Annotated in this window: 15 protein-coding genes; 8 read left to right on the top strand and 7 right to left on the bottom strand. The window is 31.0% G+C overall.

The features are described 5' to 3' along the window. Nucleotides 1-24 precede the first annotated feature (24 nt). On the top strand, nucleotides 25-969 hold the full coding sequence (locus EAH69_RS03895; protein WP_147439081.1) for a DUF6427 family protein: 945 nt from the start codon (nucleotides 25-27) through the stop codon (nucleotides 967-969). Here EAH69_RS03895 and EAH69_RS03900 read toward each other — a convergent pair. Together EAH69_RS03900 and queD are read right to left on the bottom strand one after the other, a co-directional pair. Then, nucleotides 904-1731: a UDP-2,3-diacylglucosamine diphosphatase gene (locus EAH69_RS03900; RefSeq protein WP_121933881.1), complete on the bottom strand. Its 828-nt coding sequence runs from the start codon at nucleotides 1729-1731 to the stop codon at nucleotides 904-906. The genes EAH69_RS03895 and EAH69_RS03900 overlap by 66 nt on opposite strands. Next, nucleotides 1707-2153: a 6-carboxytetrahydropterin synthase QueD gene (queD, locus tag EAH69_RS03905; RefSeq protein WP_121934057.1), complete on the bottom strand. Its 447-nt coding sequence runs from the start codon at nucleotides 2151-2153 to the stop codon at nucleotides 1707-1709. Before queD ends, EAH69_RS03900 begins: the two co-directional genes overlap by 25 nt. Before the next feature lie 41 nt (nucleotides 2154-2194). Between queD and EAH69_RS03910 the strand changes: the two genes are divergently transcribed. Together EAH69_RS03910 and EAH69_RS03915 are read left to right on the top strand one after the other, a co-directional pair. After that, nucleotides 2195-2860 carry a ComF family protein gene (locus EAH69_RS03910; RefSeq protein ID WP_121933882.1) on the top strand — a complete coding sequence of 222 codons (666 nt, stop codon included), beginning with the start codon at nucleotides 2195-2197 and terminating at the stop codon, nucleotides 2858-2860. Nucleotides 2861-2887: 27 nt separating this feature from the next. Next, the gene (locus tag EAH69_RS03915) at nucleotides 2888-4582 is read left to right on the top strand and encodes an Ig-like domain-containing protein (protein ID WP_121933883.1); all 1695 of its coding nucleotides are present in this window, start codon (nucleotides 2888-2890) and stop codon (nucleotides 4580-4582) included. Nucleotides 4583-4612: 30 nt separating this feature from the next. On the opposite strand, the gene EAH69_RS03920 is transcribed toward EAH69_RS03915, so the two are convergent. After that, entirely contained in the window at nucleotides 4613-5143 is a 531-nt protein-coding gene (locus tag EAH69_RS03920; RefSeq protein ID WP_121933884.1) for an acyl carrier protein, read from the bottom strand. Between the two features lie 3 nt (nucleotides 5144-5146). Then, nucleotides 5147-6511, bottom strand: a complete 1365-nt coding sequence (radA, locus tag EAH69_RS03925) for a DNA repair protein RadA (protein ID WP_121933885.1) — start codon at nucleotides 6509-6511, stop codon at nucleotides 5147-5149. Nucleotides 6512-6795: 284 nt separating this feature from the next. Here radA and EAH69_RS03930 point away from each other — a divergent pair, with 284 nt between their 5' ends. Both EAH69_RS03930 and EAH69_RS03935 read left to right on the top strand, forming a co-directional pair. Next, complete coding sequence (locus EAH69_RS03930) at nucleotides 6796-7506, top strand: hypothetical protein (RefSeq protein WP_121933886.1); 711 nt, start codon at nucleotides 6796-6798, stop codon at nucleotides 7504-7506. Then, nucleotides 7507-8292 (top strand): hypothetical protein, encoded by a 786-nt coding sequence (locus EAH69_RS03935; RefSeq protein ID WP_121933887.1) that lies wholly within the window; start codon nucleotides 7507-7509, stop codon nucleotides 8290-8292. Here the strand turns inward: EAH69_RS03935 and EAH69_RS03940 are convergent. The 3 genes from EAH69_RS03940 to panC form a co-directional block, all read right to left on the bottom strand. Beyond that, on the bottom strand, nucleotides 8276-9304 hold the full coding sequence (locus EAH69_RS03940) for a lysylphosphatidylglycerol synthase transmembrane domain-containing protein (protein WP_121933888.1): 1029 nt from the start codon (nucleotides 9302-9304) through the stop codon (nucleotides 8276-8278). The genes EAH69_RS03935 and EAH69_RS03940 overlap by 17 nt on opposite strands. A gap of 23 nt (nucleotides 9305-9327) precedes the next feature. Further along, complete coding sequence (panD, locus tag EAH69_RS03945; RefSeq protein ID WP_121933889.1) at nucleotides 9328-9675, bottom strand: aspartate 1-decarboxylase; 348 nt, start codon at nucleotides 9673-9675, stop codon at nucleotides 9328-9330. A gap of 70 nt (nucleotides 9676-9745) precedes the next feature. Beyond that, a complete protein-coding gene (gene panC / locus EAH69_RS03950) occupies nucleotides 9746-10588 on the bottom strand; it encodes a pantoate--beta-alanine ligase (RefSeq protein ID WP_121933890.1) in 843 nt (280 codons plus the stop codon). A 119-nt stretch (nucleotides 10589-10707) separates the two neighbouring features. Here panC and EAH69_RS03955 point away from each other — a divergent pair, with 119 nt between their 5' ends. The 3 genes from EAH69_RS03955 to glmS are packed head-to-tail and all read left to right on the top strand — an operon-like array spanning nucleotide 10708 to nucleotide 14990. Further along, complete coding sequence (locus EAH69_RS03955; protein ID WP_121933891.1) at nucleotides 10708-11520, top strand: glycogen/starch synthase; 813 nt, start codon at nucleotides 10708-10710, stop codon at nucleotides 11518-11520. Between the two features lie 20 nt (nucleotides 11521-11540). Next, nucleotides 11541-13130, top strand: a complete 1590-nt coding sequence (locus EAH69_RS03960) for a DUF4270 domain-containing protein (protein ID WP_121933892.1) — start codon at nucleotides 11541-11543, stop codon at nucleotides 13128-13130. A 12-nt stretch (nucleotides 13131-13142) separates the two neighbouring features. Then, the gene (gene glmS, locus EAH69_RS03965; RefSeq protein ID WP_121933893.1) at nucleotides 13143-14990 is read left to right on the top strand and encodes a glutamine--fructose-6-phosphate transaminase (isomerizing); all 1848 of its coding nucleotides are present in this window, start codon (nucleotides 13143-13145) and stop codon (nucleotides 14988-14990) included. Nucleotides 14991-14999 lie beyond the last annotated feature (9 nt).

Here is a 14999-nt window from a genome sequence, read left to right on the forward strand (position 1 = left end):
TTAATTTGTACCAAAGTTATAAAAATGTTAGTTAATCTACTCGCTAAAAGGAATTTTTTTATCCAAATATTTATCATTGTCCTGTTTTTTGGACTTGGTGCTACTAATTTTAACAGCATTTACCTGAGTAAATTAGAATTTATTGGGTTTGCTTTAACGATTTTAACAATCGCTTTTGTCGCATACAAAGACGCGAACAATGAATTAATAGCTAAAAACTCGTATACGACATGGTTTTATATGTTGTGTATGATGCCTTGTGTTGGCCAATTGTTAGATTATAAAATCGCAGGAAGTCTATTGTTGATAACTTATGTTACAACAGAATTAATGTATTTTGAATCGGAACAAACTTCAAAATTTGAAGCATTTGATATTGGTATGTATTTAAGTTTTGCAATTTTATTAAATCCACCATTATTTATTTTAGGCTTAGTCATCTTCGCTTATTTTTTCACTTTAAAAGCGATTGATTCTTCCATTTTAATATTAGCGTTATTAGGATTTTTAGTTCCTGTGTTAGTATTTGCTCAAGTTAGTTATCTGATGGATTTTAAATTTGTGTTAGATTATTACAAAGAAGCTTTATTATTAAATTATTATCAATTCGATATCAAACATGTGTTTCTAATTCCGGTGATAATCGTATTAGCACTGGCACTGCTTAATTACGTAAGATCCGTTAATAAAGAAGCAATAGAAATAAAAAGAGTGTTCTTTTTAATCTTTTTAATGTTGATTTCTTTAATTGTAATTTCAGCTTTATTTGGAGGAGACCAGTTAGTTTTTCTAAGTTTTTTTGGATTATTATTGATGACAATCTTTGCTAAAGATTTTGCTAATAAAAAACCCCATTTAAACTGGCTAAAAGAAGCAATTTTATGGGGCTATTTAATTTGTATGTTATTTGTTAACTTTTATGATCGAATCCCTCGTATCTATAGTTTGATTACTGAAGTAAGTTTTTAATTCGAAGTTTTCTCCGTCAAAAACACCATAAGTAAAATAATTAATCCAGTCACCTAAATTAATGTGTTTGGATTTTTTTATGCCAATTTCCATCGGTAAATGACGATGTCCATAGACAAGAAAATCGTAGTGTTTTCGCTCTAATTGTCGTTCAGAATACTGAATCAACCATTCGTTATCAACACCTAAGAAATGTACATCTTCGTCACCAGAAATCATTTTGTTTTTACGAGATACTGTAATTCCAAGCCACATTGCAAAATCTGGATGAAGTAAATAAAAAAGAAACTGACAAACCTTGTTTGTAAACACTTTTTTCATGCGTTTATATCCTTTGTCTCCAGGGCCTTTTCCGTCACCATGTACAATAAAGAATTCTTTACCATTAATGATAAAGTCTTGTTTATCTCTAAAAACTATCGCATTGATTTGTTCTTCCAAGTAATCCTTCATCCACAAATCATGATTTCCAACAAAGAAATAAATAGGGATTCCACGATCAGATATTTCAGCTAATTTACCTAAAACACGTACAAAACCTTTCGGAACAACATGTTGATATTCGAACCAAAAATCAAATAAATCACCCAATAAAAATAATACGCCACAATCGTCTTTGATTTCATCTAACCATTGAACGAATTTTTTTTCGCGTACCAAACTATCCTCTTCATTCGGTGCACCAAAATGATGATCCGATGAAAAGTATACCTTTTTACCAGGTTCTAATTCTATTTTTATTGGTTGTCCTCCGCTAACCATTCTCCGTAAGAATTTTCAGTTTCGTGTAGTTTTAATGCAACTAATTCGATGTTTTCAGGTAAACGATTTTTAATACGATCTACCATCCAAAGCATCATATTTTCGCAAGAAGGTTGGTAATCTGTAAAGATAACCTGATGTCCTTCTTTCATTAAATTATCTCCTAAAGATTTATGTGGAGAGTTTTGGTTTAATAAAATTGCATGATCAAAGATATCAACAACTTCTTCGTTTACAATCTTTTTTAAATCACCAAAATCCATCACCATACCTAATTTAACGTCACTTACGTCTTCAGAAGGTTGTCCTTTAACTGTTACAAATAATTTGTATGAATGTCCATGTATATTTTTACATTTCCCATCGTAACCATGTAGTGCATGAGCAGTTTCGAAGTTAAATGTTTTTGTAAGTCTTACAATTTTCATTAAATTTATAATTAATGCTTTAATCTGCAAAGGTAATGGAAATCAAAACAATCCTAAATTCTTTAGTTGATTTATTTTTTCCAATGAGATGTGTTCATTGTAGCGATGTAATACAATCTACCCAATATTTATGCGTTTCTTGTGTCGGAAATTTAACTTTTACACATTGGCAATTTGATGAAAATAATAGAGCTTTTAAACAACTGTATCAATATTGTAAAGTAGAAGAGTGTTATAGTTTATTACACTTTAATAAACAAAATCCTACACAGTCTTTGTTGCATGAATTAAAGTATAAAAATAGACCAGAAATTGGTCAAGAGCTTGCTCGTTTGGTCAAATTGGATTTATCTGATTATGACGGAATAATTCCAGTTCCAATTCATCAAAAAAGATTAAGAGAACGCGGCTATAACCAAGTAGATGGTTTTGCTAAAGAATTAGCGCGTATTAATCATATTCCTTTTATGGATAATGTTTTAAAAAGAGTACATTTTAATTCTTCACAAGTGTTTAAAAATAAGCAAGAGCGTTTAAAAGATATGGAAGCAGCATTTGAGTTAGCCGATAAATCCATTAAAGGGCATTTTATTATTATTGATGATTTGTTAACAACCGGAGCTACATTAAGCCAAGCTGTAAAAACCTTTAATGGAATTACTGATGTTAAAATTAGTGTTATCACAATCGCGTGTGCGTAATACAATGCTTTTTATTAACTTGCACCCATGAAGAAACTTGTTGTTGCAAGCCTATTTTTAGTAGGTATTTTTTCGTTTAATTCTTGTGCGCGTCAAGGAAGCCCGTCAGGTGGTCCTAAAGATGTTACGCCTCCAAAATTATTAGGTTCTTTTCCTGATACTTTAGCTGTAAATGTTGATCCAAATATTCAAGAAATTGAGATTAGATTTGATGAATATATTCAGTTAAAAGAATACAATAAAAACGTTGTGGTTTCGCCACCATTTGAACGTAATCCTACGGTTACGCCAATTTCTATGGCCGAAAAAAGTGTGAGGATTAAGTTACGTGATGCATTATTACCAAATACTACTTATAGTTTCAATTTTGGTGATGCAATTCAAGATTTTAACGAAAATAACAAGTTATCAAACTTTACTTATGTATTTTCAACAGGAAGTTTTATCGATTCTTTAAGTGTAAAAGGTAGTGTTTTTCCTGGGACAGAATTCGAACTTCCTAAAAAGGTTTTAGTTGGATTATACAATGTGGATGAAAATTATAACGATAGTGTTATTCTAAAATCGAAACCATATTACATTTCTCGCGTCAATGAAAAAGGAGAGTATGATCTAAAATTTTTGAAAACTGGGAAATATAAATTAGTTGCTTTTGAAGACAAAGTAGAGAATACAAAATTCGATTACGGAAAAGAGCGTGTCGCTTTTAATTCAGAAATAATCGATTTAACATCTAACAAAGAGGTTAACTTAAAATTATTCGATCAAAAACCTAATTACCGTGTTGCTGATTCTAAGCAAAAAGGATACGGACATATCGTAATTCGTACGGAAGGTGCGGCAGAAAAAGTTACAATAACATCTGTAAATAAGGAATTATCAACTGCTTTATACGATATTCATCCAAAACAAGATTCTGTAAATATTTGGTTTAATCCAGCAAAAGAAAAGTTTGAGAATAAATCGGAACGATTAAAGTTTACAGTTCAGCATGGTGAAAAATTAGATTCTGTTAGCGTTTTATACACAGCGCCAACAAAGGATTATAAATCTGAATTTAAAGCTATAAATGAAACTAAATTAGCTCCAACACAAGATTTTAAAATTGCAGCTTTAGCGCCTATTAAATCGATTAATAAATCATTAATTAATGTGTTTAAAGATACAGTTCAAATTCCGTTTGATGTTGTTGTTGACTCTATTGATAAACAAATTGTACGCTTTAAATTTGATAAAAATTTAGGAGAGAATTTCGAGGTTAATGCTTATCCAAATGCAATAATTGATCATTTTGATGTACCAAATGATACCTTGATTTATCAAATGAAAACAGGGAAAAGAGAAGATTACGGAAATTTAAAAGTTAATATTCAAAACTTACAAGATTCTCCAATTTTCTTACAATTAATAAAAAAGAATCAAAAGTTTGATGTGATCGAGGAGAAGGTAGGATTTGGACGAGAGTTTTTCTTTCCAAATATTAATCCTGGTGATTATTACTTAAGATTATATGTAGACGAAAACCAAAATGGCGTTTGGGATTCAGGTGATATTTTATCAGGTAGACAACCAGAGCCGGTTTATATTTATCCTTCAAAAATTGTAATTAGAGCAATGTGGGATTCCGATGAAACTTGGATTATAGGTAAAGAAAGTGAACAGTTTATTTTACCAAAAGAAGGAGTTGTAAATACAGAACAGCAACCAAATAATAGACAATAAAAAAGCTCGCAAACGCGAGCTTTTTATGTTTTAATCTATTCTCAAATCCTTTGTAATATTTGCCCTTGGTTGAATATCATAATAAGGACTTGCAATTATTCTTCTAATAATCCGTCCGATTTTAATATAAATACCATATTTGGTTAGTGGTAAATTATCAATGAAAAATAGATCTTTATTTTTTATCACAATACCATTAATAAAATCCTCAAATGTTAATTCATTCCAATTGATAAAATGATAATTAAAAAACCTTGTGAATCGATTACTTGTATGATTTGGGATATCTAGTTGTAAGGTTTCGCTTAATTCACTAAATTGATTTTTCTTAAAATGATTAAAAATAAAATCATTAAGTTTAATTTCTTTTCCTAAATATTCCTGAATTGATTGATGAATATATATAAATTCATTTTTTTCATCAGAAGTTATTTTTAATATTTGATAAGTTAATTCACTTAAATCTTTAATTGTATGTACGTTTCTGATATCATCATCTTTAAAATTGATTTGAAAATGATTTTCTATTTCCATGATTAATTCAACACTATCTAAGCCCATATTTTACTGAAACAACATTCTATAAATATCTTCAACCTTAGAAATTCGAACAATTTTAATGCCGTGATCTGTATCTTTAATCTTATTATATTTTGAAACAAAAATAACATCAAAACCAAGCTTTTCAGCTTCTATAATACGTTGTTCTACACGATTTACGGCTCTAATTTCTCCACTTAAACCAACTTCTCCCGCAAAACAAGCATTATCTGGTACAGCAGAATCTTCGTTCGATGATAGAATTGCAGCTACAATAGCTAAATCTATTGCCGGATCATCTACTCGAATTCCACCGGTAATATTCAAGAAAACATCTTTCATATTCAAACGGAAACCTGCACGTTTCTCCAAAACTGCTAATAACATATTTAATCGTTTGGCATCAAAACCAGTCGCAGTACGTTGTGGCGTTCCATAAACAGCAGTAGAAACAAGAGCCTGAATTTCGATTAACATCGGGCGAACACCTTCTAAAGTGGCGGCAATAGCATTCCCACTTAATAATTCATCTTTCTTGGTGATTAATACTTCCGATGGATTTGTGACTTCGCGTAATCCTGCACCTTGCATCTCGTAAATTCCGATTTCGGCAGTCGATCCAAAACGATTTTTGTTAGCACGAAGAATGCGATAAATATGGTTTCGATCGCCTTCAAACTGAAGAACAACATCCACCATGTGTTCCAAAATTTTTGGACCAGCAATTACACCTTCTTTGGTAATATGACCAATTAAAATGATTGGAGTGTTGGTTTCTTTGGCGTATTGAATTAATTCAAAAGTAGTTTCACGAATCTGAGAAATACTTCCTGGAGACGATTCAACATGCGGTGTTTGTAAAGTCTGAACCGAATCGACAACAATTAATTGTGGCTGAATTTCTTTGGCGTGAGCAAAAATCTTTTGTGTATTGGTTTCTGGTAAAATAAAACATTGATCCGATTCAATTCCGATTCGTTCAGCTCTTAATTTTACTTGAGAAACCGATTCTTCTCCAGAAACATAAAGAATTTTAATCGTATCTAATTTTAAGGCTACTTGTAACATTAAAGTCGATTTTCCAACTCCAGGTTCACCACCAACTAAAATCACCGATCCAGGTACAATTCCGCCACCTAAAACACGATCTAATTCTTGGTTTTTAGTCGAAATTCTAATTTCACCCAGTGGATTAATCTCACGAATGTTTAAAGCAAACGTTTTTTCGGTTTTTGTACCTTTTTCTTTCCACGTTTTCTTTTCTTCTCCCTTATCAACAATTTCTTCAACAATGGTATTCCATTCACCACAACTTTTACATTGTCCCATCCATTGGGCAGTTTGTGTTCCGCAACTTTGACAGAAATAGGTCGTTTTTGTTTTAGCCATTATTTTTAATTTTTATTGATTGAAACAAATTTAAACATTCATCGCGACAAACTATGGTTTTATAATTGATCAAAATCTTAAATATTTTCACATCAATAGAGTGTTTAGTTAAATAAAATATTCAGTTATTAACATTATTAACAGTTTAGATAAACTTGCGTTAAATGTTAAAATTGTAAAAGAATTGAGCCTAAATTTAATTCAAAATCAAAACACTAAGAATGTATAAAACTCTACTTTTCTCTATCTTTTTTATGCTGTCTATTTTGGGTTATTCACAAAAGATGATAACAGGAAAGGTTGTAATTGATAACATTGATGAAGGAGTCGATTTACAAAGAGTTTTGGTGAATAACTTAAGCACTGATGCGAAAATATTGACAAATTCGAATGGATTTTTTTCAATAAAAGTAAACTTGAATGATGTTCTTGAATTTTCAAATGGATTTATAGAAAAACGAACGATTAAGATTTCTGAAAATATCTTAATGAAAGGTTATTTAGAAGTTCATTTGAATTTTGAAACGATTGAATTGGAAACGGCCAATTTAAATACTTTAAATAAAGATTTTAAATCAAACATTAGAAATGAAGATTCTCAATCAACAAAAAACTATAACAGTTGGGGTTTGGATCCAAATCTTCAATACATAGAAGTCAATCCTAACATGACTTCTTCGATTAATAATAATGGTTTTCTTGATCCTGCTTTGTGGATGTCTAAGTTATCTGGAAAGTATAAAAAAGATAAAAAACAGAATGAATATTTCTTATTCGTTTCGACAAAAAACGAAATAATCGATCATTTTACTCCGAATTATTTCATTGAAAAATTAAAAATTCCTGAACACAAAATTCAGGAGTTTATGAATTATTGCGCAAGTAAATCTAACGTTATCAATTTATTTAAAAATTTGGAATATGAAGCCGTGGAAAATCATCTAATTCAGAACAGTTATTCTTATAATTCATTAATCAGACAAAATCAGAATTAAATGAAAGTACAACATTATTTTATATTATTTTTTGGTTTGATGATGAGTGCGAATTTCGCTCAAACTACAATTTCAGGAAGTGTAGTTATTGATGGATCTGAAGATTCTTTAGAAGGAACAAATCTTATCATTGTTAATAAAAATTCGAATAAAAGAGCTTTGGCAGATAAGGATGGATTGTTTTCGATTATGGTTGATTTGAATGATATTTTAGAGGTAAAATCGAGTTTAACGGTTCCGAGAAAGATTAAAATTTCAGAAAGTATTTTGGATAAAAAATATATAGAAATTCATTTAGATATTGAAACCATCGAATTAGCTGAGGCGAATATTAGACCATTAGATCCAAATCTGAAAAAGAATATTAGCACAACGGAAACAGCTGAATATAAATTGAAAAAAGAATTAGGTTACGATACTCCAGAGTTTAAAAAAGCAATGATTGCTGAACATAAAGATGCTGCTGCGAGAAGAGCAATTGCTCAAACTGGAGGTGTTAATTTATTAGGAATTGGGCAGGCGATTTTTGGTGGAAAAGATAAATCAAAACCTCCAAGAGAGTTAACTAATTTTGAAGTAACCCAAAAAGTGAAAGAGTATTATCCTGAAAGTTATTTTGTAAATAGTTTAAATATTCCTGAAAATAAGATACAGGATTTTGTTGCAGTTTGTGTAAACAAATACAATTTTAGATCTTTTTTAAAACAACAAGATTATGATATGATTGTGTATTATATGGAGTTGGAAGCTCCAGTGTTTTTAAGGTTAATTAGTTCTCAATCTTAGAATTTTTAGCACTAATTCTGCTAATCATTAAAATAGAAATTAATCCAAAAGAAATCATTGAAATAACTTGAGCTATATAGAGAATTAATCCAAAATAATCTCCGATTGCCTTTCCTTCGCTTTGCTGACCGCCTGTTGCTAAATAAATAGCAGAAAAAGCAATAGACATAATGTAAGGATAGGCTAAACCACCAGAAACAGGTAATATCATTCCTAAAGAACCAGCAATTAAAAGGAAAAATCCTTCTGCTACTCCAAAATGTGATGTATCTGGAAAGGCAAAGAAAACAAGGAAAGTCATTAAGAAATAACTGATCCAAATTGCGAAAGAATAGAATACAAATAACCCACGTTTTTGTAGTTTAGAGATAGATAAGATTCCTTCCCAAAGGCCTTTTAAAAAGCCTAAAACTTTAAGATAAAGTCCGGTTTGAACGATTTTATTCCAGAAAGCTCCAACTAAAATTAATCCAATTAATAGGAATCCACCTGCGATATAAAATTTGGTGTAAGAAGGTTCAGTTTGTACAGCATTGGCATTTTCTTGATTCCCTAATGCGACAAACTGTATTAAGGTTTCGTAATTGAAAATAAATGTTAATCCGAAAAATAAACCCAAAAATAAAACGTCGATTACACGTTCTAATACAATTGTACCAAAAGATTTTTCGAATGGAACTTTTTCCATTTTGTACATCGAAGTTGCACGTGCTACCTCGCCACTTCGTGGTATTGTAAGATTCATGAAGTAAGCAAAAGCAATCGCCCAAAAACCAGATTCAGTTTTTGTTTGGTAACCCATCGGATGAAGTAATAAATTCCATCGTGCGGCACGTAACCAGTAAGAAAAAATACTAATAACCATAGATGCTATGATCCAGAAGTAATTAGCTTCATTTAGGGCTGTTTGTACCCTCCCAAAATCAATTTGCTTCACTGTTATTACGATAAAAAATATCGCTAACAATGAAGCAAAGATTAGGAAGAGTGATTGCTTAAATTTACTCTTCATAAGTTTTATATACGATTAAAAATCTAGTCTAAAAGATTATTCTCGTTAGGAAAAACGATTGTCGGTTCGTAAGTTTTAGCTTCTTCATAATCCATCATTGCGTATGTAATGATAATTACTGTGTCACCAACTTGTACGCGACGTGCAGCAGGTCCATTTAAACAAATTTCACCACTTCCTCGTTTACCTTTGATAATGTATGTTTCGAAACGTTCACCGTTTTCTTGTACAACAATTTGTACCTTTTGACCAACAACCATATTAGCAGCATCAATTAAATCTTCGTCGATTGTGATACTACCAATGTAATTTAGTTTTGCATCTGTTACTTTTACTCTGTGAATTTTAGAGTGAAATACTTCTATCATCATAATTGCAAAAATTTCGCTTTTTAGAGCTTATATTTTTATGGCGCTAATTTACGATTTTTTTATTGAATTTTTAGAATTGAATATTGTCTATCAAACGAATATCTCCTGCATAGGCAACAATAAAACCTCTTGTTTTTACATCAGTATTAAATGTATCAATAGGTTGTAATTTTTCTTCGTCTGTTATTGTAAAATACTCTAATTCGAAAGCTGATTGTGCAAAAGTTTCTTTTACAAAATCGATTACTTCTGTTGGTGTTTTACCTTTGTTTTTTAAAGCTACAGCTTCTTTTAAAACTTGGTAAATAAATGGTGCCGCTTCTAAATTTTCAGAAGTTAATCGCATATTTCTTGAGCTTAATGCTAATCCATTATCTGCTCTGAAAATAGGCATCGGAACAACTTCAACATCAATTTGTTCTTGCTTTACCATTTCTTGAATGATGCGGATTTGTTGAAAATCTTTTTCACCAAAATAAGCCTTAGTAGGATTTACAGCTCTAAATAATTTAGCTACAACTGTGGCAACCCCATCAAAGTGACCTGGACGAAATTCGCCTTCCATTACTTTATCAATTCCGTCAAAATCGTACACTTTAGCAACTTCACCTTTATTATATAAATCAGAAACTGGAGGTAAGTAAACAAAATCAACACCAATTTCTGTTAACAATTTTATATCATTTTCCTCCGTTCGAGGATATTTTTCTAGATCTTCAGGATTGTTAAATTGTGTAGGATTTACAAAAATACTTACTACAGTGTAATCGTTTTGGGCGATAGAAGCTTTGGCTAAAGACAAGTGTCCATCGTGTAAAGCGCCCATTGTTGGAAGAAATCCGATTGTTTTCCCTTCTTTTTTTAGGTTTTGTATGAAAGGCGTTAATTTATCCTTTTCTGTAAATACAACCATATCAATGATGTTAAAAAAAAACTAATATAGGAGCAAAGCTACTATAAGGAAATAATATATCAACAATTTTTTGTAATTTTGTGCCTTATTTATTCATTAGGAAAATAGTATAAAGTATTATGGAAGGAAAGCGCATATTGTATGTAACAACAGAAATGACTCCTTACTTTCCTGAAAATCCGATGTCGTCTCAAGCATTAGACTTGCCAAAAGTTATGCAATCTAATGGTGCAGACGTTCGTATATTTATGCCTCGTTTTGGTGCAATTAACGAAAGAAGACATCAGCTACACGAAGTAATTCGTCTTTCAGGAATGAATATGATTGTGAATGATTTAGATCAACCATTAATTATTAAAGTAGCTTCTGTTCCAGGAGAAAGGTTACAAGTCTATTTCATCGACAATGAAGAATACTTCAAACGTAAAGACGTTTATGATACTGATGGAGTATTATGTTCAGATAATGATGAACGAGCTATTTTCTTCGCTAAAGGTGTTTTAGAAACAGTTAAAAAATTAAATTGGAAACCAGATGTGGTTCATGTAATGGGATGGATGTCTAGTTTAGTACCTACTTATTTAAAAGAGTATTATTCAGATGATCCTTTCTTCCAAGACGCAAAAGTTGTTGTTTCTTTATTTGATAACGGTTTTGAAGGGGAGTTAGATAATCAATTAGTTGAAAAATTATCTTTCGATAAAGTTGAAGGAAATATTAAACAATACATAGAAAAACCAACTCATTTAGGAATGATTCAAGCTTCTTTAGAGTATGCAGATGCTGTAGCAAAAGGAGAAGAAGTAATTCCACAAGATGTTAAAAAATACATCGAAAGTAAAAATATTCCGTTATTAGATTTCTGTGAAAAAGAACAATCTAAAGAGGTTTACAATACTTTTTACATGGAAGAGGTAATGAACTCTAATTAAATCAACCACTCTAAATTACAATGAAAAAATTTTTTAATATCCTACTTTCGTCTACATTAGCATTTGCAGTTGGTAGTACAATTGTTTCGTGTGAAGAAGAAACGTTAGGATTAGGAGGTGGATTAGTCGGTGGAGATGCAAATGGAAATGTAGCTTCTTATGATGTAATCGCATACAACACATACTATGATTCATTAAAAGCTGATCAGAAAGTATTACAAAATGCAATTTTAGGTGCATATCAAGAACCTATTTTTGGAAAAACTAAAGCGAACTTTATTTCGCAATTTAGAATGAATACTACAGGACCAGTATTTGGTAAAAATCCAACTGTAGATTCTGTACACTTATTTATTCCAGTATATCACAATACTACATCGGATTCTGTAATTACAGATACTATAAACTTAAGTAAACCAGGTGTTAAACCTGAAGATTCTGATACGATCTTAATTCGTAAGACATATAAAGTTGATTCTATTTACGGAAAGAAAGATTTAAATATGAAGTTGAATGTACGTGAAATAAACACGGTTTTATATTCAGATTCATCTTATTATTCTAATCCAAATCATAGAGCGCAAGATCAAATAACAATTAATCCTACTATTTTAGGATCTAAAGTAATTGGATCTAAAGTGCAGAATATTACCATTAAAGAAAAAGTTGGTACAACTAATATTTACGAAGAAAAAGTTGGTTACAAAATTTCTTTAGACAAAGATTTTTTCCAAACTAAAATTATCAATAACGAAAACACAGGTTTATTAGGTGATTATGCAACGTTTATTCGTCGAGTAATTCAAGGTATTGATATTTCTGTTGAAGAAGATAACGGATTCTTATTTGCTTTCAATCCAAATCAATTGGCAATCAAAATGTATTACTCAAACGATTCTTCTACAGAGGGACAGCGTAATAATACTTCTGTTGATTTTTCATTTACAAATGTTTGGAGTAGTACAACAGGATACAATGTACAAGTAAATCAAATTGAAAATTCAGGAAAAGGTTCTGCTTTTGTTAACAATTTGAATGATCCTAATAAAATGATTAACGGTTCTTCTCGTTTATTTTTAAATGGAACGGATGGAACACGTGTTAATGTTAAATTAATTGAAGAACAAATCAATCAATTAAAATCGAATATTGCAGCAAATAATTGGGTAATTATTGGTGCAAAACTTCAATTTCATATTGATGAATCATATAATTTCCCAAAACCAGGTTTTTTAATGGCTTGGAATAATTATAAGAAAGATGGCAAATATGTAAATGAATTATTTGATGACGTATTATCATTTTATAATGCTTATCCATCAAACGTTCATTTCAATCCATTTGTAGGCGGAGATACAAAACATTATACAATTGATATTACAAAACATATCAAGAATATGGTAGAGTTAGGTAAAACTTACGAGGATCAGGAAATGATTGTTACAATGGGTAACTTCTTAATGGGTACATCAGATACTTCGACAATTTTCTCTACTAGTCCTTTCTATAGAAATACAATCGCGAATCCATATCGTGTTGTTTTACATGGAAATGCATCAGAAGATGTAGAGAAGAAATTAAAACTTTTAGTATATTACACAAAAAAATAATAACAACTTAATATGTGTGGAATAGTTGGTTATATAGGACATCGTGAAGCGTATCCTATCATTATAAACGGATTAAAGCGTTTAGAATATAGAGGTTATGATAGTGCTGGTTTAGTATTATCTACCGAACAAGGTTTTCAACTTGCTAAAACAAGAGGTAAAGTTGTTGATTTAGAAGAAAAATCATCAGATTTAGATAAAACTCCAAATATTGGGATTGGACATACACGTTGGGCTACTCATGGAGTTCCGAATGATGTTAATTCACACCCACATTTATCTAATAACGGAAGATTAGTTTTAGTTCACAATGGAATTATAGAAAACTACGAATCAATTAAAAAATTATTAACTGATAAAGGATATGTTTTCCACAGTGATACTGATACTGAGGTTTTAGTTAACTTTATTCAGTTATTCCAAGAGGAGCAAAATTTATCTTTAGCAGAAGCAGTTCGTGTAGCTTTAAACGAAGTTATCGGAGCTTATGCAATTGCAGTTTTAGATAATCAAGATCCAGAAACTGTTGTAGTTGGTCGTTTAGGAAGCCCATTAGCTATTGGTATTGGAGATAACGAATTTTTTGTTGCTTCTGATGCTTCGCCATTTATTGAATTTACAAAAGATGCTGTTTATTTAGAAGATGGAGACATGGCTACAATTCGTTTAGGTGAAAAAGTAGACGTACGTACAATCCAAAATAATGAACCTGTCTCTTTAGATATTCAAGAATTACAATTAAATATTGAAGCAATTGAAAAAGGAGGATTCGAGCATTTTATGTTAAAAGAAATCTACGAACAGCCTCGTTCAATTCGTGATACAATGCGCGGACGTTTATTAGTTGACGAAGGTATAATTAAAATGGCTGGTATTTGGGATCATCAAGAGAAGTTCTTAAATGCAAAGCGTATTATTATTGTTGCTTGTGGAACTTCTTACCATGCAGGTTTAGTTGCTGAATACATGATTGAGGATTTTGCTCGTATTCCTGTTGAAGTAGAATATGCATCAGAATTCCGTTACCGTAATCCAATCATCAAGAAAAGTGATGTAGTAATTGCTATTTCACAATCGGGTGAAACTGCAGATACGTTAGCAGCATTAAAATTAGCGAAGGAAAAAGGAGCATTTATTTTTGGTATTAACAACGTAGTTGGTTCTTCAATCGCTCGTATTACAGATGCTGGTGCTTACACGCACGCAGGACCAGAAATTGGTGTTGCTTCTACAAAAGCATTTACAGCTCAGTTAACAATTTTAGCATTAATTGCTTTAAAATTAGGTAAACACAATGGACAATTATCAGCAGCTCAATTTAATTTATTAACAAACGAGTTAGAGCGTATTCCTGATTTAGTTCAGCAAATATTAGAAAATTGTGAAGGAGTTGTTGATAAAATCGCAGAAAAATATAAAGATAATAGTAATGCAATTTATTTAGGACGTGGATACAACTATCCATCTGCTTTAGAAGGTGCATTAAAATTAAAAGAGATTTCTTACATCCACGCAGAAGGATATCCAGCTGCAGAGATGAAACACGGACCAATCGCTTTATTAGACGAAAACATGCCAGTTATTGTTATCGCGACTAAGAAAGGTTACTACGAAAAAGTAGTTTCTAATATTCAAGAAATTAAATCTCGTTCAGCTAAAGTAATCGCTATCGTTAATGAAGGTGATGAGCAAGTTTCAGCAATGGCTGATGACGTAATTGTTATCCCAGAAACTGCAGAGGAATTCTCTCCAATTTTAACAGCTATTCCATTACAATTATTATCGTACTGGATTGCAGTTAAATTAGATAAAAACGTAGATCAACCTCGTAATTTAGCTAAGTCTGTAACTGTTGAATAATTTTTAACA

Source organism: Faecalibacter macacae (assembly GCF_003687725.1).
In the GTDB taxonomy this organism is placed as follows: Bacteria; Bacteroidota; Bacteroidia; order Flavobacteriales; family Weeksellaceae; genus Empedobacter; species Empedobacter macacae.